Consider the following 18,117-nt stretch of genomic DNA (forward strand, 5'->3'; position numbering starts at 1 on the left):
CAAAAGGATGCCGCTGCTATCCCTCACGCAAAAGACTACTGAAAACTAACATTTTTTACAAGAAAAAAAGTATTTTTGATAAAATATAAAGCGAAACAAACATTCGCCAGTCTACCCATTTTTGATTTTGTAGGCGCTACTCTATAGCCCATATAAATAAAACTATGCCTAATCATACACCGAACAAACTTATGTACACATTCGAAGACAAAAATTCTGAAGCTAAATTTAAGGATTTACTCAATCAATATGAAGACTTTAAAAAAGATGATACTTCATCAGCAAAAGCAACTGAAATTTGCACAAATACTTGGCATATAATTGACTGGATTTTTAATGAATTTCCTAATATTCATTTAATGAATTCTATTGGGGATTTTAGAGATACACTTTATCCACTTTGTCCGTCTTTGAAAATTATGCACGATATCGCAAATGGATCAAAGCATTCTAAAGTTTCAAGACCAAAAGCTTCTATAAAAAAGACTAACAAACATATTGGTCCCTATTCAAATGTTTATAGTAGAGTATATGATCAAACGCTTCTTGAAATAGAAATGGAAGATGGTACAACACTATATTTTGTAGATGAAATAGAATTAGTAATAAATTTTTGGAAAGACTATTTTAGAGATATTTTGAACATCAATGACCAGGCATAACAGCCGTTACCAAAAATTGCTCGTTTTCGTTTTCGAGAACATTCATTTTCTTAACTTCATTTCGATAAAATGAAAAAAAAAACTTTCCATTCGCCATAACTTTACACATTAGCAAAACGTTATTTTTCTTTTTATAATAAAACTTCATTACTTAAGTTCCCTTTTTAACTACTTATAAAACACTTTCAAATTAAACCTAATATTTCCCAAAACAACAATTTTCCAAAAAATTCATTTCCGAATTAGAAATCTTGAATAATTTATTAGACCTTTGCACACTTTTTGAGCGAAAGCCAACAGAAACCTAAACCATTAAAAACAAAACAATTATCATCCATTCGATGAAGAAAAAAATAGAAATACTGGCTCCAGCCAAAGATTTAATCGGGGGAATGGCCGCCATCAATGCCGGTGCCGATGCGGTTTATATTGGAGCTCCTTTATACGGCGCTCGTTCCAATGCCACCAATTCGATTGAGGACGTGGCGAAATTGGTGGAGTACGCCCATTTATTCAACGTGCAAGTTTTTGTGGTGGTCAACACCATTTTGTACGACAACGAATTGGAAGACTGTCGCCAGATGATTTGGAAATTGTACGACGTAGGTGTCGATGCCCTGATCGTTCAGGATATGGCGATTATGGAAATGGAGTTGCCGCCTATCGTCTTGCACGCCAGCACGCAGGCCAACAACCGTGATGCCGACAAAATCAAATTCCTGAAAGATGCCGGAATGAAACGCGTGGTTTTGGCCCGTGAATTGAACTTGCACCAAATCAAGGAAATCAGCGACACTGCCGATGTGGAACTGGAATTTTTCGTAACGGGTGCTTTGTGCGTATCTTTCAGCGGGAATTGCTATATGAGTGTGGCCAATGGCGAACGCTCGGCCAATCGCGGTTCCTGTGCCCAAAACTGTCGTTTGCCTTACAACCTCATCGACGGTCACGGCGAAACCTTAATCAAAAACAGCCACCTGCTTTCCATCAAGGATTTTGACGTTTCGGATCAGATTCCCAATTTGATTGAGGCCGGAGTAATTTCCTTTAAAATTGAAGGGCGTTTAAAAGATATTGTATATGTAAAAAACAATGTTTCTTATTTACGCCAAAAACTGGATGCTTTCCTAGAAGGAAATGATAAATACACCAAAGCTTCATCTGGAAAATGCACTTACACTTTTGAATCGGCTTTGGACAAAAGTTTCAACCGTGGTTATACCGATTATTTCGTCAACGAAAGACACCAATCCATCGGTTCTTGGGAAAGTCCAAAATCGAAGGGACAATACATTGGTAAATTGATAAAAACCACCGGAAACGCTTACGAAATCGAAAACGGAGAATTCCTGAACAACGGAGACGGACTTTGTTTCATCAACGAAAACAACGAAGCCGACGGAATTTATGTCAACAAAGTAGAAAACGGCTTGGCCTATCCTAATGTATTGAAAGAAATCAAACCTGGAACTTTCATTTACCGAAACAACGACGCTGCTTTCATCAAAATCGTGGAACGTGAAGACAGTGCCGTTCGAAAAATCAGCACGACTTTATTGCTGACCGAAAACGAAAATGGTTTTGAATTAATCGCAACCGACGAGGACAGAAACGTGAGCAGCGTAAAATTGGTTCATCCAAAAGAAAGAACCAAAAACAACGAATCGATTGCGGAGAATTTCAAAATCAATTTGGCAAAAACAGGTTTCACACCTTACACTGCCGATGAAATCACGATTATGTTCTCCGAAAATTGGTTCCTTCCTATTTCAAAAATCAATGAAATGCGAAGAACGGTTTTCGAACAATTATCCAAAATTCGTCTCGCCAATTACAGGCGTCACGAGCACCAATTGGTCAAAACATCACATCCTTATCCGGAAACCAAACTGGATTTTATGTACAATGTTTCCAATAAATTGGCCCGTAAATTCTACGAACGTCACGGCGTTACCGAAATCGAAAAAGCATTCGAACTGCAATGGGATCCGGGAAAATCACGTGTGATGACCACCAAATACTGCATCAAATACGAATTGGAAAAATGCCCGAAATACCATCCCAATATGGAAGGCAGACTCAAAGAACCTTTGGTCTTGAAACAGGGCGAACTGGAATACAAACTCAAATTCAATTGCAAACCCTGCGAAATGGAAATCTGGGAAAAAGATGCCGAATTTGAAATCGAGGAAGACCACTTCCATTAAAATTATTTAACCACAAAGTTCACAAAGGTTTACGCAAGGTTCACAAAGATTTAAAAACAAATCTTTGTGAACCTTTTATTTTGTTTAAAAACCAGACCTTTGCGTTCTTCGTGTAAATCTTCGTGAACTTTGTGGTTAAATAAATCTAATCTGAAATATCTGAACAAGAATAAATTCAATTTATTTATCTTTACTCTCAAAAACAAAACTTAAATGGACGCTGAAAAGAAAATAACTGAATATTCTATTATTGCTGGTTTTATTGTTTGTTCTATTTTTCCGTTATTAATCTTTACAGAAACATTATTTATTGAACTTTTAATAAAAATAGCAGACTTTGGATTATTTGGAAATCAACTTTTCTGGGGAATTTTATTTCCACTATTCATTATTTTTCTTTTTGGGTATTCAGGTAAAAAAATAAGCACTTCATTAAAACAAACATCATACTTCCAAGTTTGTTCTCAATTTTCATTTCAAGTAAGTTCAAAACTCATAGCAGGGCTGTTCGCAATATATATAGTAGGGCTATTTAATAATGGAATCTCTGTTGTATTAGATTCGCAGATTTATTCTCAAATTATATTTTCATTAATAATGATTCTATTTTTATCATTTCTATTAATGATTATGACTTTTATAAGTAGTTTGATAATTGTAAAATTGAGCCAAAACCCTTAAATGTATGCCTTTAATAATAGACAATCTCTCCAAACACATTACACTGACTCCGCAAGAGCAGGAACTCTTTTTGTCTAAAACTGAAATTCGTCAATACAAAGCCAAAACCATTTTACTGAATGCTGGCGAGGTTTGTAAAACTTCTTATTTTGTAAATTCGGGTGTATTGCGCAGTTTCAACATCAATGATAATATTGTAGAACACGTTTTGAGTTTTGCCTGCACTGGCTGGTGGATTAGCGATATGTACAGTTTGCTTTCGCAAAAACCGGAAAATCTTTTCATTCAGGTTCTGGAAGATGCCGAAGTGGTTTTATTGTCTAAAGAAAATCAGGAAATGCTCTACCAAGAAATTCCTAAACTAGAACGCTTCTTCAGGATTTTAACCGAAAATTCATTAGTGGCGCATCAGGAACGATTGATGGATAATTTGAGTTTAACCGCCGAGGAACGCTTCGAAAAATTCTGCAACAAACACCACGACTTAATCCAGAAAGTACCCCAAAAACAAATTGCTTCCTATCTGGGCGTGACTCCCGAATTTTTCAGCAAAATGAAAAGTAAAATGTTGCGAAAATAATTTCTTAATCTACATTAAGTGCCTTTTGCTCACATCGAGTGTATCTTTGTATAACCAAAAACAATTAAATTTACACATTATGAAAACTACAGTTTTACACAAAGCAGATACAAGAGGACACGCAGATCACGGATGGCTAAACGCCTACCACAGTTTTAGTTTTGCCAGCTGGTACAACCCGGATAGAATACAATTCGGAATGTTGCGCGTTTTAAACGACGATACCGTGGCTGCCGGAATGGGTTTTGGAACACATCCACACGACAATATGGAAATTATTACCATTCCGTTGGAAGGCGATTTGGCCCACAAAGACAGTATGGGAAATGCCGCTACTATAAAAACTGGCGATGTACAGGTAATGAGTGCTGGAACCGGAATTCAACACTCCGAATTCAATCCAAATGCCGATCAGCGCACCAAACTTTTCCAGATTTGGGTATTCCCAAAATACAGAAATGTGGAACCTCGTTACCAACAAATCACATTGGATGTTGCGGAACAAAAAAATAATTTCGCCCAAATATTGTCTCCAAATCCTGACGATGCTGGAGTTTGGATTCATCAAGATGCTTGGTTTCATTTGGCCGATTTCGAAACTGGATTTGAAAAACAATACGAATTAAAAAAAGAAGGAAATGGACTTTATGCCTTTGTAATTTCGGGAACAATAACTATTGATGGTCATGAATTGGAAACCCGTGATGGTTTAGGTATCGCCGATTTCAAAACTTTAGACATTAAAGCTTCTACTGATGCCAAATTTCTATTAATGGAAATTCCGATGAAACAATAATTTAAAAAGGGTTCTAAGATTCTGAGTTACTAAGTAAAAAAGGCATATTTAAAAATTCAGGATCTAAAAAACTTTGAAACTCAGCGCCTCAGTAACTTAGAAACTAAAAAAAATGAACGAAGAAGTAAAATTGGAAATAAACGACAGAAAAGGTTTTTTCCATATCGATATTAACGGCAAGACTGAAGGCAAAATGACTTTCGTTTTTGCAGGCCCTGATAAAATTATCATAGATCATACCGAAGTAAACGAAGGCAACAACGGCAAAGGTTTTGGCAAAAAAATGGTAGCCAAAGCCGTAGAATATGCCCGAGAAAAAGGCATTAAGATTATTCCGCTTTGTCCTTTTGCCAAAAAAGTGTTTGATAAAACTCCCGAATTCAGGGACGTTTTATAAACTTAAATTCAAAAATTATGAATCCTAACGATATCCAAAAAGAATATACCAACGGCGAAGTGACCGTGGTATGGCAATCCGGCAAATGCATTCATTCTGCCAATTGCGTTAGAAACAATCCCGACGTTTTTCATCCCAAAGAAAAACCTTGGATAAAAATTGATGGCTCATCTACGGACAAAATCATCGAAACTGTGCAAAAATGCCCGTCAGGCGCTTTGACATTCTACAAAAACGAATAAAACACAAAACCCATTCATTTAAAAACCGGAAAACTAAATTAGTTCTCCGGTTTTTCGTTCTTAATCTAGGTTAAGTGCTCCATCGGTAGTGCCGTCGTAAATTTGCCTTATCAAAATAAAACAACAATTAAAAAATAAAAATTATGGCAACTACAAAATGGGCAATTGACCCGACACACTCAGAAATTGGTTTTAAAGTTAAACATATGATGTTTACCAACGTTTCAGGAAAATTTGGCACTTATGATGCAACTATCGCCACAGAAGATGACAACTTCGAAAATGCAAGTTTCGAATTCTCGGCAGATATCGATTCTATCAGCACCAACAACACTGATAGAGACAATCACTTGAAAAGCGGCGATTTTTTTGACGCAGAAAACCATCCAAAACTAACTTTCAAAGCCACTTCTTTTGCCAAAGATGGCGATGATTATGAATTGACTGGCGATTTGACTTTAAGAGGTGTAACCAAATCGGTAAAATTCCCTACTGAATTCAGCGGATTGATGAAAGATCCTTGGGGAAACACCAAAGCAGGATTGAATATTTTGGGTAAAATAAACCGTAAAGACTGGGGATTGAACTGGAACTCGGCTTTAGAAACTGGTGGCGTTTTAGTCGGCTAAGAAGTAAAAATGAATATCGAATTGCAGTTGATAAAACTATAAATCAATTTTAATCAAAGACAAACGGCTAAATTTCACAATGAAGTTTAGCCGTTTTGCTTTCGTTTTATCTTTTCAAATAAATCCTAAAAAAGTACTATTTTTGCAAACGGTTTTTAGTTTCCTCTTGGAGAAAACTTTAAACTTTTAAACCTTAAACTTTTAAACTAAAATAGATGAAAGCATACGTATTTCCGGGTCAAGGCGCACAATTCATAGGAATGGGTAAAGACTTATACGAAAACTCGGCATTAGCCAAAGAATTATTCGAAAAAGCCAATGAAATCTTAGGTTTCCGCATTACCGACATTATGTTTGAAGGCACTGCCGAAGAATTGAAAGAAACCAAAGTAACCCAACCGGCTGTTTTCTTGCACTCGGTAATTTTGGCCAAAACCTTGGAAGATTTCAAACCAGAAATGGTGGCAGGACACTCTTTGGGCGAATTTTCAGCCTTGGTTGCCAATGGCGTTTTGTCTTTTGAAGACGGATTGAAATTGGTTTCACAAAGAGCTTTGGCAATGCAAAAAGCCTGCGAAATCAAACCTTCGACTATGGCTGCCGTTTTAGCTTTAGCAGATAACGTTGTTGAAGAAGTTTGCGCTTCTATCGACGGAATTGTGGTTGCTGCCAATTACAACTGTCCAGGTCAATTAGTGATTTCGGGAGAATTATCGGCAGTAGAAAAAGCTTGCGAAGCATTGAAAGCCGCTGGTGCCAAAAGAGCTTTAATTTTGCCAGTTGGTGGTGGTTTTCACTCGCCAATGATGGAACCTGCAAGAGAAGAATTGGCAGCAGCCATTGAATCTACTACATTCTCTACTCCTATTTGCCCAGTATATCAAAACGTAACTGCAACTGCGGTTTCTGATGCAAACGAAATCAAGAAAAACTTGATCATACAATTGACCGCTCCTGTAAAATGGACACAGTCTGTACAACAAATGATTGCTGATGGAGCAACTTTGTTTACCGAAGTGGGTCCTGGAAAAGTTTTGACTGGATTAATTGGAAAAATCAATAAAGAAGCTGCAACGGCAAATGCTTAAAAAATTCAGATTGCAGAAGGCAGATTTCAGAATCCTCATAAACTTATGTTTGTGGGGATTTTTTGTTTTCCTAAAATACTGCCTTTTGTGATTGTCTTAATTTTTATAGTATTCGTCTATTTTATACTTTTTAATTGTAGTTTTCCATTTATTCTTAATCAATTCTTTCGCCGTTACTTTAACAACTTCTCCGTCAGTAGCATCTTCTTCAAATATACATACCAACTTTAACCCTTTCTTCGGTTCAACTATATATTCTGATTTTTTATGCCAACAACAACCAGATTTGGAATAAGTAATTATTCTATTTCTTTTACTATCGGTTTCAAACATTCCTAAATTTTCTGAAGCAAGTTTAGTTAATTCATCACTAAGGAAAAACTTTGTTTTTGAAACGTTACTGACATAAACATCGTATGAAGGCCCACCATAACTGCTATTATTTCCATTTCTAATTGCTAAATCTTCGGTTCCATCAAAGTTGAAATCATCAAAAATTAATGGACTTTGTTCATCATAGAGTTGTATAATATTTACAGTAGGATTTTGATTTTTATCAAAGTAAAAATATAAATTTTTAGAAGTAAAAGTTTGAACTATTTTTTTAGTTACTTTATTAATTAATTTAACAACTCCATTACCTTCACAATTTTCTTTAAAACAATTTTCTACATTAATTTCTACATCAAATATCTTTGAACCATTTTTAATTTCAAATCTATTTTGTCCAAAGGAAAAACTAAAAAGAAAAAACAATAATAGAAAATAGATAAACGACAATTTCATTGATAACGAGTTTTTTTATAAAGCAACAAACTTTGACAGTTTAGTTTTTTTTTTACTGAACACTAAAAACTGAAAACTGATTACTAACTCCTAACCTTCTGTTCCCATTTCCAGGCGCTTTCTATGGCTTGATCTAATGTTGATTGCGCTGTCCATCCCAGAACATTGTTCGCTTTATCGGTATTAGCATAAGCAGAAATAACATCGCCTTCTCTTCGAGGCACAATTTTATAAGGTAGTTTTTGTCCGCTCACTTTTTCGAAAGAATGAATCACTTCTAAAACCGAACTTCCGGTTCCTGTTCCCAAGTTAAAAATCTCGATTTTCTCCAAATTCTTTTTTTCCAATAAGCGTTGCATCGCGATGACGTGGGCTTTCGCCAAATCGACTACGTGAATATAATCGCGAATACAAGTTCCGTCTGGCGTAGGATAATCACCTCCAAAAACGGATAATTCTTGTCGCAAACCAAATCCAGTTTGTGTGATAAAAGGCACTAAATTCTGCGGCACTCCCAAAGGCAATTCGCCAATTTCTGCTGATGGATGCGCTCCAATCGGGTTGAAATAACGCAACAAAATCGCATTAATATTGGTTACTTTAGCTGTATCTGTTATGATTTCCTCTCCTATTTGCTTGGTATTCCCGTAAGGAGACATTGCGGTTTGAATGGATGCGTTTTCAGTAATGGGCATCACTTCGGCTTGACCATAAACCGTGCAAGAGGAACTAAAAATAAAGCTTGCCTCTGATTTTTGTTGCAATTCTTGCAGCAAATAAACCAACGTATTAATATTATTTTCATAATATAACAACGGATTTCCAACGCTTTCGCCCACTGCTTTCGAAGCTGCAAAATGAATCACTCCCGAAATATCTTGATGCTTTTTGAAAAATTCCTGAACTTTTGCTTTCTCACGCAAATCCAACTTTTCGAATTCTGGTGTTTTGTTCGTGATGGCAGTAATTCCTTTTAAAACATCTTCTGATGAATTGGATAAATCATCAATAATCACTACATCAAAACCTTGATTTTGCAATTCAACTACGGTATGCGAACCGATAAAACCCAATCCTCCTGTTACTAGTATTTTCATATTTATTTTTATGTTGTAGGTAATTTATATGCTTGTCTGGCAATGAGCAACCATTTGTTTTTTTGTTTTTGCCAAACTAGCATTATACCAATTTTTATATCTTTATCCAATCCGCCATCTTTGGTGTGCGCTACTAAATTGTGACGAACAATCGCAGCATCTCCCACAATTTCAATAGTTTGATTTTGAAACTCAATGGTCACAAAATCCGATTCTCCAGTAACGATTTTCTCTATAAAAGTAGCTTGATTCTGAATATTCCCACTGGAATGCCCGTAACTCAAACCAACAGAAGTCAACTCTTTCAATTTGGCTCCATCGGCATCAATCATTGCTTGACGCAAAGTTTCCACACGAGCGGCAACTGCTGTTTTGTCTTTAGAATTATTCTGTCCAAAAACAGAAAACTGGAATAAAACTACCACAAAGATTGTGAAAATATATTTCATCCTAAATTTATTTTAAAAATTCTAAAACGCTATCCGTAATAAATTTAATTTGTTCATCGTCTAATTCGGTGTGCATTGGCAAAGCTATCACTTCTTTTACCAATTGATTCGTCACTGGAAAATCTTCTTCTTTGTAACGAGCATCCGCATACGCTTTTTGCGAATGCAACGGAATTGGGTAATAAATGGCACAAGGAATTCCTTTGTCTTGCAAATGTTGCATCAAAGCATCACGATCTGCATCTAAAATTCGCAACACATATTGATGAAAAACGTGGCAATCACATTGCTCACAAATGGTGGGTGCAATAATATTTTTATGCCCTTCAAAAGCCGCTGAATATTTTCTAGCTGCATTTTGACGTGCTACATTATATGAGTCAAGAAGTGGCAATTTAGCATTCAAAACCGCAGCTTGAATACTGTCTAAACGCGAATTAACTCCCACCACATCGTGATGGTAGCGTTCGTACATTCCGTGGTTTACAATTCCTCTAATTTTGTGAGCCAAGGCATCATCATTAGTAAAAATAGCTCCACCATCGCCATAACAACCTAAGTTTTTAGATGGGAAAAACGAAGTCGCCCCAACGTGGCCAATCGTTCCTGCTTTCTTTTTTGTTCCGTCAGCAAAAGTATAATTGGCTCCAATGGCTTGTGCATTATCTTCAATAACATACAGATTGTGTTCTTTAGCAATCGCCATTATCGCATCCATATTAACAGTACGACCAAATAAATGTACTGGCACAATGGCTTTGGTTTTTGGTGTAATCGCTTTTTTAATAGCCTCGATAGAAATATTCATATTCACCATATTCACATCGACCAAAACTGGGGTTAATTGCAACAAAGCAATTACTTCTACAGTTGCAGCGAATGTAAAATCAGCAGTAATTACCTCATCTCCGGGTTTTAAATCCAGCCCCATCATGGCAATTTGCAAAGCATCAGTTCCGTTAGCGCAAGGAATTACATGTTTTACGTCGAGATATTCTTCGAGATTTTTTTGAAATTGATGAACTTGTGGTCCGTTTATGTAAGTGTTGGTGTCGAGAACTTCTTGAATGGAAGTGTTTACGGTCTCTTTAATTTTATCATATTGACTTTTTAGGTCAACCATTTGCAATTTTTTCATTTTAATCTTTTGTTTAAAGTTCATTCCAAACAAAGTTTTACCAAGATTTCATTAAACCTGACTTGTTTAAAATTCAGAACAAAAATAGGGATTTTAGGAGAATGATTTTATAGATGTTTAAAAGAAAACGTATTTTTGCCACAGAAATTTTTCAATATGCTATTTCTCTACAACATTATTGTTCAAATTGCGAATTTTTCATTAAAAATCATCGCTACATTCAGTCCAAAAATCAAACTTTTTGTCGATGGCCGCAAGCCTGTTTTTGACATTTTAAAAGACAAAATCAAACCAACCGATAAAACGATTTGGTTTCACGCTGCTTCTCTTGGCGAATATGAACAAGGTTTGCCAGTAATTGAAAAAATAAAAGAAAAATTCCCCAGTCATAAAATCGTGGTTACTTTTTTCTCGCCTTCGGGTTATGAGGTTCGGAAAAACAATACGGTTGCAGATGTTACCGTGTATTTACCTTTGGACACCCAAAAAAATGCGCAACAATTTCTTAAACTCGTTCATCCTGAAATGGCTTTTTTCATCAAATATGAATATTGGCCGAATTATTTGAACGAAGTTCGAAAAATAAAAACCCCTACTTATTTGATTTCTGGAATTTTTAGAGAAAAGCAAATGTTCTTCAAATGGTATGGCAGATTTTACAGAAAAGCATTAGACACCTTCACTTACTTTTTTGTACAAAATGAAAGTTCTAAAAAACTGTTGTTGCAATTAGGCAAAGCCAATGTAGCCGTTTCTGGTGACACCCGTTTTGATCGAGTGGCCGCTATTTTAGAAAAAGACAATTCTCTAGATTTTATTGAAGCCTTCAAAAACGATACCTTAACAATTGTAGTTGGAAGTTCTTGGCCAAAAGATGAAAATTTATTGGTTGATTTCATCAATCAAACTTCCGAAAACGTTAAGTTTATCATTGCACCACACAATATTAAAAGCGAGCAAATTCAAGAATTGAAAAATTCCATTTCGAAAAAAGTGGTATTGTTTTCTGAAAAAGAAACTAAAAATCTAGCCGATTTTGATGTATTCATCATCGACACCATCGGAATTTTGACCAAAATTTACAGCTATGCCGACATTGCTTATGTGGGTGGCGGTTTTGGCAATCCAGGCGTTCATAATATTTTGGAACCAGCCACTTTTGGAGTTCCAATTGTGATTGGTTCTAATTTTTCTCATTTTGCCGAAGCCACAGCATTGGTCAATATGGAAGGCTGCATTTCTATTGCCAATAAAAACGAACTTCTTGACGCTTTTTCTAATTTGATTCGAAATGACGACATCCGAAACGAAAAAGGTCACATTTGCAGCACTTTCGTTCAGATGAACAAAGGAGCAACCAACATTATTTTAAAACAAATTTTAAACGATTGAAAATGAAATTACAGTCCAAATCAATTACAATGAAAATTTTAAAAGCATTCTTATTTTTCTTTGTCATCCAATTACAAGCGCAACAAGGCGGTATGTGGATTCCTTCTCTATTGCAAGGAATGAATGAAAAAGAAATGAAAAATTTAGGGATGAAAATGTCCGTAAAAGACATTTATGATGTCAATCAATCGAGCTTGAAAGATGCTGTTCCACATTTTAATGGCGGTTGTACTTCCGAAGTTATTTCGTCGAAAGGCTTAATTTTAACCAATCATCATTGTGGATTTGATGCCATACAAAATCATTCAACTGTAGAACATGATTATTTAACAAATGGTTTTTGGGCCTATAAAATGGACGAAGAATTGCCCAACGAAAACTTGGTAGTAACTTTCATCGTTAGAATTGAAGATGTTACCACAAAAGTTTTGGAAGGCACTTCAAATTTAACTTCTGAAGCTGAAAAACAAAAGAAAATTCAAGATAATATTTCAGCTTTAAGCGTTTCATTACCCAAAGAAGCTTGGCAGGAAAATAAAATTAGAACGTTTTTCGAAGGCAATCAATATATGCTATTTATAACCGAGACTTTTAATGATGTTCGATTGGTTGGAGCTCCGCCATCGTCAATCGGAAAATTTGGAAACGACACTGACAATTGGGTTTGGCCTCGCCACACGGGAGATTTTTCTTTGTTTAGAATTTATGCCGACAAAAACAATCATCCTGCCAGTTATTCAAAAGACAACATTCCTTACACTCCCAAACATTTTTTACCCATTTCGTTAGACGGAGTTGCTGAAGACGATTTCACGATGGTTTTTGGCTATCCCGGAAAAACAAATGAGTATTTGCCAGCTGTTGCCATTGCACAAATTGCCAACGAATTGAATCCTGCAAAAATTGAGATTAGAGATCACGCATTGAAAGTTGCCGATGGATTTATGAGAAAAGACAATGCCATCAAAATTCAATATGCTTCGAAATATGCCAGTATTGCCAACTATTGGAAGAAATGGATTGGAGAAACACAAGGTTTGAAAAAATCGGATGCTGTGACCATCAAAAAAAATCAAGAAATTGCGTTCCAAGAAAAGGTGTTAAAAGCTGGAAAACAAGCTGAATACGGCCATTTACTTTCTGATTTTGAAAAGGATTATACCGAAATTGCTCCTTATGCCTTGGCGAGAGACTATTTTACGGAAGTAGCACTAAGAAATACTGAACTCTTGAGTGTTGGTTTTAAATTGTATCAATTAGAACAAGTTTACAATTCCAAAGGAGATCAAGCGTTTACTGACAGAAAAAACAATTTAATAGCTGGTTTAGCTGATTTTTATAAAGATTTTAATCCAACTGTTGATGAAAAAGTCTTTGAACAATTGATTGATTTGTATGCCACAAAAGTGCCTAAAGAATTCTTGCCAACCAATTTATCGAATATAAATGCAACCCATTTAGCTACTGAAATTTACTCACAATCAAAATTAGTTGATTATAAAAGTCTAAAAGAATTGCTTTCGGGCGATTCAAAAACGGTTTTAACTCATTTAAATGAAGATAAAGGCTTTTTGTTAATCAAAGGAATGTCTGATAAATTTCTTAAAGAGGTGGCACCAAAATATGAAGAAATCAATTTGAGGATTACAGCTTTACAGCGAACTTATATGAAAGCTCAATTAGAATTGAATAAAGACACCCGAATTTTTCCAGATGCCAATAGCACTCTAAGAGTTACCTATGGAAAAATAAAAGGATATGCTCCAAAAGATGCCACTCTCTATACACCAATAACCTATTTGGATGGTGTTATGGAAAAATACATTCCAAGTGATTATGAATTTGATGTTCCAACAAAATTAATCGATTTGTATAAAACCAAAAACTACGGAGTATATGGCGAAAACGGCAAAATGCCCGTTTGTTTTATCGCCACAAATCACACCACTGGAGGCAATTCAGGAAGTCCAGCAATTGATGCTAAAGGCAATTTGATAGGACTGAATTTCGATAGAGTTTGGGAAGGAACAATGAGCGACATTTATTATGACCCTAGCATTTGCCGAAATATTATGGTAGATGCTCGCTATATTCTGTTCATCATTGACAAATTTGCTGGGGCAAAAAACATAATTGATGAATTGAAATTGGTTCATCCAAAAAAATAAAATTCAGATAAAAAACATCAAAAAAACACCCTTTAAAATAGTCGATTGGGTTTGTCAGATATTTATTAATCAATGGAATTAAAGTCAATATGACTATTAATTCAAACTGTGGTTGAACAGAGCAAAATATTTTTTTTAAAAAAATAATGAAAAAATATTTTAACTATTAAAAAATTTATATCTTTGCCCCGAATTAATAATTAACCTTTTATAATTAAGTAAGATGAAAAAAGTACTTTTAAGTTTAGCCGTTGTTGCTGTTTTGACTGTTGTATCATGTAAAAAAGCTGAAGAAGCTCCTGCTGCTGAAGCTGTAGATACTACTGCTGTAGCTGTTGATACTGCTGCTGTTGTAGCTGATACTGCTGCTGTTGTAGCTGATACTGCTGCTGCTGCTGCACCTGCTGCTGAAGCTCCAGCTGCTAAGTAATTCTAAATTACAGTAAAAAAATAAGCTACGCATTGCGTGGCTTTTTTTATGCTCATTTTATAACAAACTTCAAATATTTCCTATAAATGTTTAAAACATATTGTAGAAAACAAAAAAAGCCATACACTCAATAGTGCTATGGCTTTTTTTATTTGATAAATTTAAAATCTTAATTCGATCAAAAAAGTGATTCGGCTTTAATAAAATTTATTAATATGATAACAATTTAAAATAAATAAAAAAACCGCAAAGAATTAAAAATTAATTCTTTACGGCTTTCTTTGTACTCAGAGCGGGACTTGAACCCGCACGAACATTGCTGTTCACTGGATTTTAAGTCCAGCGTGTCTACCAATTTCACCATCCGAGCATTTTGCCTTTAAATGTTATATTCTAAATTTTTAGAAAAAATTAATTAAACACAACACCATCCGAGCATTTTACTTTTTAATCTAATTAAAAATAATTAAATTTACTAAGCGTATGGTTATGAGCGAAAAACGGGGCTCGAACCCGCGACCTCGACCTTGGCAAGGTCGCGCTCTACCAACTGAGCTATTTTCGCATTTACATTCTAAAAAGAACTCAATACTTGTTCCGTATTGCGGATGCAAATTTAATACATTAATTCAATTACACAAGCCTTTTTTGCAAAAAATATACAGACAAAATATAACCTTCTGATAACCCTAACTTTAAACACAAAGAAACTATTTCTTGGTCAACATTCTTTTGATTTCATTGAGTTTCATCAAAGCTTCCATTGGTGTAATGGTGTTGATGTCTAAACTCAATATCTCGTCTTTGATTTCTTCTAATAATGGATCGTCCAGATTAAAGAAACTCATTTGCATTTCATCCTTAGACGATTTGATTCCGTTCAAAGCTTCATTGGAATGGTCTTTTTCTAATTTCTTCAAAAGCTTTTGCGCTTTCAAAATCACGATTTGTGGCATTCCCGCCATTTTTGCCACGTGAATACCAAAACTGTGAGCACTTCCTCCTTTTACCAGCTTTCGAATAAAAAGCACTGTATCTTTTAATTCTTTGACCGAAACATTGTAATTCTGAATTCGAGTCAACGATTCACTCATTTCGTTCAACTCGTGATAATGCGTCGCAAAAAGCGTTTTGGGTTGCGATGGATGTTCGTGCAAAAATTCGGCAATCGCCCAGGCTATGGAAATTCCGTCATAGGTACTCGTCCCTCTTCCGATTTCATCTAGCAAAACCAAACTTCTATCAGAAATATTGTTCAAGATAGAAGCCGTTTCATTCATTTCGACCATAAACGTAGATTCTCCCATCGAAATATTGTCCGAAGCTCCCACTCTGGTAAATATTTTATCGATAATCCCCATTCTCACGCTGTCTGCCGGAACAAAACTTCCCATTTGAGCCAAGAGCACAATCAAGGCGGTTTGACGCAAAATAGCCGACTTTCCAGACATATTGGGTCCGGTAATCATTATCAACTGTTGAGTCTCTCTATCCAAGAAAACATCATTGGCAATATACGGCACACCCACTGGCAATTGTTTTTCGATCACAGGATGCCTTCCGTTTTTGATATTCAATTCGAATGTTTCGTCGAGTTCAGGACAAACGTATTTATTTTCGATAGCCAATTGGGTAAAAGAACACAAACAATCCAATTGCGCCACCAAATTGGCATTCATTTGAACTGGTTTGATGTAAAGTGCAATCCAGCTTACCAATTGTTCGAATAGCTCGACTTCTATTTTATATATTTTTTCTTCGGCACCGAGGATTTTGGTTTCGTATTCTTTTAATTCCTCGGTAATATAACGCTCAGCACTGACCAATGTTTGTTTCCGAATCCATTCTGCTGGTACTTTGTCTTTGTGCGTATTTCGAACTTCGATATAATAGCCAAAAACGTTATTAAAGGAAATTTTCAAAGACGAAATTCCCGTTCTTTCGGATTCCCTTTTTTCGATTCCTTCGAGAAATTCTTTGCCCGATGTAGAAATGGCTCGTAAATCGTCTAATTCTTCATTAACTCCTTTAGCAATCGCATTCCCTTTGGCAACAGCCACAGGCGCATCTTGATTTAAAACCGTTTTTATTTTTTCACGCAATAAGTCGCAACTATTAAGACTATCGCCAATAATTTTCACTGCTTCTTGCGGACTTGCTAACGCTAAAGTCTTTATTGGAATAATCGCATCCAAAGACTCTTTCAAATAAACCACTTCACGAGGCGAAACTTTTCCAGCTGCGATTTTCGAAATCAGACGCTCTAAATCGGAGATTTGTTTGATTTGCTTTTGAATGTTTTTCAAGACCTCTTGATTCTCTTTCAAATACGAAACCACTTGATGGCGACCTTGAATTTTATGAATATCTTTCAACGGCAATGCCAACCAACGTTTCAACAAACGTCCTCCCATTGGCGAAAGCGTTCTATCAATCACATCCAAAAGCGTAACCGCATTGGGATTGTAACTATGGTATAATTCGAGATTTCGAATCGTAAATCGATCCATCCAAACATAAGCATCCTCTGCAATACGTTGAATAGCCGTAATGTGTTGCACTTTATTATGTTGCGTTTCCGACAAATAATACAAAATGGCTCCCGAAGCAATAATTCCTTCTTTCAATTCTTCGACTCCAAAACCCTTTAGAGAAGTCGTTTGAAAATGTTTGGTTAAAGTCTCGAAAGCATAATCTTCTTTGTAAATCCAGTCTTCCAAATAAAAACTATGAAAATCCTCTCCAAAAGTTTCTCGAAAATTATTCTTATTGTTTTTTGGAACTAAAACTTCACTTGGATTGAAATTCTGCAATAGTTTATCTATATATTCTGCATTGCCTTGTGCCGTTAGAAATTCGCCTGTTGACACATCTAGAAATGAAATTCCGATGGATTTATTGGCAAAATAAACAGCCGCCAAGAAGTTATTCGATTTTGATTGCAAAACCTCATCGTTCATAGAGACCCCAGGAGTCACTAATTCGGTAACACCACGTTTCACAATGGTTTTAGTCATTTTTGGATCTTCGAGCTGATCGCAAATTGCCACCCGAAGTCCCGCTTTGACCAATTTTGGCAAATAGGTATTGATGGAATGATGTGGAAAACCTGCCAAAGCCGTTTCAGTTTCGGAACCTGCCCCACGTTTGGTCAATGTTATCCCTAAAATTTTGGAAGCACGAACAGCATCTTCGCCAAAGGTTTCATAAAAATCTCCAACCCGAAACAACAAACAAGCATCGGGATACTTCCCTTTGATGTCGTTGTATTGCTTCATTAACGGTGTTTCCTTGGCTACTTTTTCTTTAGATGACAAAATGTATTTTTTTAAATTTTACAGTTAGCGAATTTATAGATTTTATGGTTAATAATTG

At 35.7% G+C, this 18,117-nt stretch carries 17 protein-coding genes and 2 tRNA genes; 12 read left to right on the plus strand and 7 right to left on the minus strand.

All coding sequences use genetic code 11. From position 1 onward, the window contains the following. Positions 1-191: 191 nt before the first annotated feature. The 9 genes from C3L50_RS02955 to fabD all read left to right on the plus strand — a co-directional run bounded on the left by C3L50_RS02955 (position 192) and on the right by fabD (position 7,282). On the plus strand, positions 192-662 hold the full coding sequence (locus C3L50_RS02955; RefSeq protein ID WP_165783959.1) for a hypothetical protein: 471 nt from the start codon (positions 192-194) through the stop codon (positions 660-662). A 341-nt stretch (positions 663-1,003) separates the two neighbouring features. Then, positions 1,004-2,869, plus strand: a complete 1,866-nt coding sequence (locus C3L50_RS02960; RefSeq protein ID WP_103804620.1) for a peptidase U32 family protein — start codon at positions 1,004-1,006, stop codon at positions 2,867-2,869. Between the two features lie 213 nt (positions 2,870-3,082). Then, positions 3,083-3,550: a hypothetical protein gene (locus tag C3L50_RS02965; protein WP_103804621.1), complete on the plus strand. Its 468-nt coding sequence runs from the start codon at positions 3,083-3,085 to the stop codon at positions 3,548-3,550. 4 nt (positions 3,551-3,554) lie between these two features. Next, the gene (locus C3L50_RS02970) at positions 3,555-4,130 is read left to right on the plus strand and encodes a Crp/Fnr family transcriptional regulator (RefSeq protein ID WP_103804622.1); all 576 of its coding nucleotides are present in this window, start codon (positions 3,555-3,557) and stop codon (positions 4,128-4,130) included. Positions 4,131-4,209: 79 nt separating this feature from the next. Beyond that, entirely contained in the window at positions 4,210-4,926 is a 717-nt protein-coding gene (locus tag C3L50_RS02975; protein ID WP_103804623.1) for a pirin family protein, read from the plus strand. A gap of 112 nt (positions 4,927-5,038) precedes the next feature. After that, positions 5,039-5,323 carry a GNAT family N-acetyltransferase gene (locus C3L50_RS02980; RefSeq protein ID WP_103804624.1) on the plus strand — a complete coding sequence of 95 codons (285 nt, stop codon included), beginning with the start codon at positions 5,039-5,041 and terminating at the stop codon, positions 5,321-5,323. A gap of 17 nt (positions 5,324-5,340) precedes the next feature. Next, positions 5,341-5,565, plus strand: a complete 225-nt coding sequence (locus C3L50_RS02985) for a (4Fe-4S)-binding protein (protein WP_103804625.1) — start codon at positions 5,341-5,343, stop codon at positions 5,563-5,565. 143 nt (positions 5,566-5,708) lie between these two features. Beyond that, on the plus strand, positions 5,709-6,194 hold the full coding sequence (locus C3L50_RS02990; RefSeq protein WP_103804626.1) for a YceI family protein: 486 nt from the start codon (positions 5,709-5,711) through the stop codon (positions 6,192-6,194). Between the two features lie 215 nt (positions 6,195-6,409). Beyond that, the gene (gene fabD, locus C3L50_RS02995) at positions 6,410-7,282 is read left to right on the plus strand and encodes an ACP S-malonyltransferase (protein WP_103804627.1); all 873 of its coding nucleotides are present in this window, start codon (positions 6,410-6,412) and stop codon (positions 7,280-7,282) included. A 96-nt stretch (positions 7,283-7,378) separates the two neighbouring features. Here the strand turns inward: fabD and C3L50_RS03000 are convergent, their stop codons facing one another. From C3L50_RS03000 to C3L50_RS03015, 4 genes are all read right to left on the minus strand, one after another. Continuing rightward, positions 7,379-8,068 carry an XAC2610-related protein gene (locus C3L50_RS03000; RefSeq protein ID WP_103804628.1) on the minus strand — a complete coding sequence of 230 codons (690 nt, stop codon included), beginning with the start codon at positions 8,066-8,068 and terminating at the stop codon, positions 7,379-7,381. An 83-nt stretch (positions 8,069-8,151) separates the two neighbouring features. Continuing rightward, the gene (gene galE, locus C3L50_RS03005) at positions 8,152-9,165 is read right to left on the minus strand and encodes a UDP-glucose 4-epimerase GalE (protein WP_103804629.1); all 1,014 of its coding nucleotides are present in this window, start codon (positions 9,163-9,165) and stop codon (positions 8,152-8,154) included. 8 nt (positions 9,166-9,173) lie between these two features. Next, the gene (locus C3L50_RS03010; RefSeq protein ID WP_103804630.1) at positions 9,174-9,614 is read right to left on the minus strand and encodes a nuclear transport factor 2 family protein; all 441 of its coding nucleotides are present in this window, start codon (positions 9,612-9,614) and stop codon (positions 9,174-9,176) included. Positions 9,615-9,621: 7 nt separating this feature from the next. Next, positions 9,622-10,752 carry a DegT/DnrJ/EryC1/StrS family aminotransferase gene (locus C3L50_RS03015; RefSeq protein ID WP_103804631.1) on the minus strand — a complete coding sequence of 377 codons (1,131 nt, stop codon included), beginning with the start codon at positions 10,750-10,752 and terminating at the stop codon, positions 9,622-9,624. A 156-nt stretch (positions 10,753-10,908) separates the two neighbouring features. Between C3L50_RS03015 and C3L50_RS03020 the strand changes: the two genes are divergently transcribed. From C3L50_RS03020 to C3L50_RS03030, 3 genes are all read left to right on the plus strand, one after another. After that, the gene (locus tag C3L50_RS03020) at positions 10,909-12,144 is read left to right on the plus strand and encodes a 3-deoxy-D-manno-octulosonic acid transferase (RefSeq protein ID WP_103804632.1); all 1,236 of its coding nucleotides are present in this window, start codon (positions 10,909-10,911) and stop codon (positions 12,142-12,144) included. A 29-nt stretch (positions 12,145-12,173) separates the two neighbouring features. Further along, a complete protein-coding gene (locus C3L50_RS03025; RefSeq protein ID WP_103804691.1) occupies positions 12,174-14,312 on the plus strand; it encodes a S46 family peptidase in 2,139 nt (712 codons plus the stop codon). Between the two features lie 223 nt (positions 14,313-14,535). Next, the gene (locus C3L50_RS03030; protein ID WP_103804633.1) at positions 14,536-14,742 is read left to right on the plus strand and encodes a hypothetical protein; all 207 of its coding nucleotides are present in this window, start codon (positions 14,536-14,538) and stop codon (positions 14,740-14,742) included. 284 nt (positions 14,743-15,026) lie between these two features. On the opposite strand, the gene C3L50_RS03035 is transcribed toward C3L50_RS03030, so the two are convergent. From C3L50_RS03035 to mutS, 3 genes are all read right to left on the minus strand, one after another. Beyond that, positions 15,027-15,112: transfer RNA gene (locus C3L50_RS03035), tRNA-Leu, on the minus strand. Between the two features lie 122 nt (positions 15,113-15,234). Next, positions 15,235-15,307 (minus strand) — tRNA-Gly (locus tag C3L50_RS03040). Positions 15,308-15,452: 145 nt separating this feature from the next. Further along, entirely contained in the window at positions 15,453-18,059 is a 2,607-nt protein-coding gene (gene mutS, locus C3L50_RS03045) for a DNA mismatch repair protein MutS (RefSeq protein WP_103804634.1), read from the minus strand. Positions 18,060-18,117 lie beyond the last annotated feature (58 nt).

It is taken from the genome of Flavobacterium alvei (genome assembly GCF_002920895.1).
Taxonomy (GTDB): domain Bacteria; phylum Bacteroidota; class Bacteroidia; order Flavobacteriales; family Flavobacteriaceae; genus Flavobacterium; species Flavobacterium alvei.

What these genes read in the sequence shown, in the direction of transcription:
- C3L50_RS02965 (WP_103804621.1), top strand. Translation starts at nt 3,083, where the DNA reads ATGGACGCTGAAAAGAAAATAACTGAATATTCTATTATTGCTGGTTTT.
- galE (WP_103804629.1), bottom strand. Translation starts at nt 9,165, where the DNA reads ATGAAAATACTAGTAACAGGAGGATTGGGTTTTATCGGTTCGCATACC.
- fabD (WP_103804627.1), top strand. Translation starts at nt 6,410, where the DNA reads ATGAAAGCATACGTATTTCCGGGTCAAGGCGCACAATTCATAGGAATG.
- C3L50_RS02975 (WP_103804623.1), top strand. Translation starts at nt 4,210, where the DNA reads ATGAAAACTACAGTTTTACACAAAGCAGATACAAGAGGACACGCAGAT.
- C3L50_RS02970 (WP_103804622.1), top strand. Translation starts at nt 3,555, where the DNA reads ATGCCTTTAATAATAGACAATCTCTCCAAACACATTACACTGACTCCG.
- C3L50_RS02985 (WP_103804625.1), top strand. Translation starts at nt 5,341, where the DNA reads ATGAATCCTAACGATATCCAAAAAGAATATACCAACGGCGAAGTGACC.
- C3L50_RS03030 (WP_103804633.1), top strand. Translation starts at nt 14,536, where the DNA reads ATGAAAAAAGTACTTTTAAGTTTAGCCGTTGTTGCTGTTTTGACTGTT.
- C3L50_RS02955 (WP_165783959.1), top strand. Translation starts at nt 192, where the DNA reads ATGTACACATTCGAAGACAAAAATTCTGAAGCTAAATTTAAGGATTTA.
- C3L50_RS03020 (WP_103804632.1), top strand. Translation starts at nt 10,909, where the DNA reads ATGCTATTTCTCTACAACATTATTGTTCAAATTGCGAATTTTTCATTA.
- C3L50_RS03025 (WP_103804691.1), top strand. Translation starts at nt 12,174, where the DNA reads ATGAAAATTTTAAAAGCATTCTTATTTTTCTTTGTCATCCAATTACAA.
- C3L50_RS02980 (WP_103804624.1), top strand. Translation starts at nt 5,039, where the DNA reads ATGAACGAAGAAGTAAAATTGGAAATAAACGACAGAAAAGGTTTTTTC.
- C3L50_RS03000 (WP_103804628.1), bottom strand. Translation starts at nt 8,068, where the DNA reads ATGAAATTGTCGTTTATCTATTTTCTATTATTGTTTTTTCTTTTTAGT.
- C3L50_RS03010 (WP_103804630.1), bottom strand. Translation starts at nt 9,614, where the DNA reads ATGAAATATATTTTCACAATCTTTGTGGTAGTTTTATTCCAGTTTTCT.
- C3L50_RS02990 (WP_103804626.1), top strand. Translation starts at nt 5,709, where the DNA reads ATGGCAACTACAAAATGGGCAATTGACCCGACACACTCAGAAATTGGT.
- C3L50_RS03015 (WP_103804631.1), bottom strand. Translation starts at nt 10,752, where the DNA reads ATGAAAAAATTGCAAATGGTTGACCTAAAAAGTCAATATGATAAAATT.
- C3L50_RS02960 (WP_103804620.1), top strand. Translation starts at nt 1,004, where the DNA reads ATGAAGAAAAAAATAGAAATACTGGCTCCAGCCAAAGATTTAATCGGG.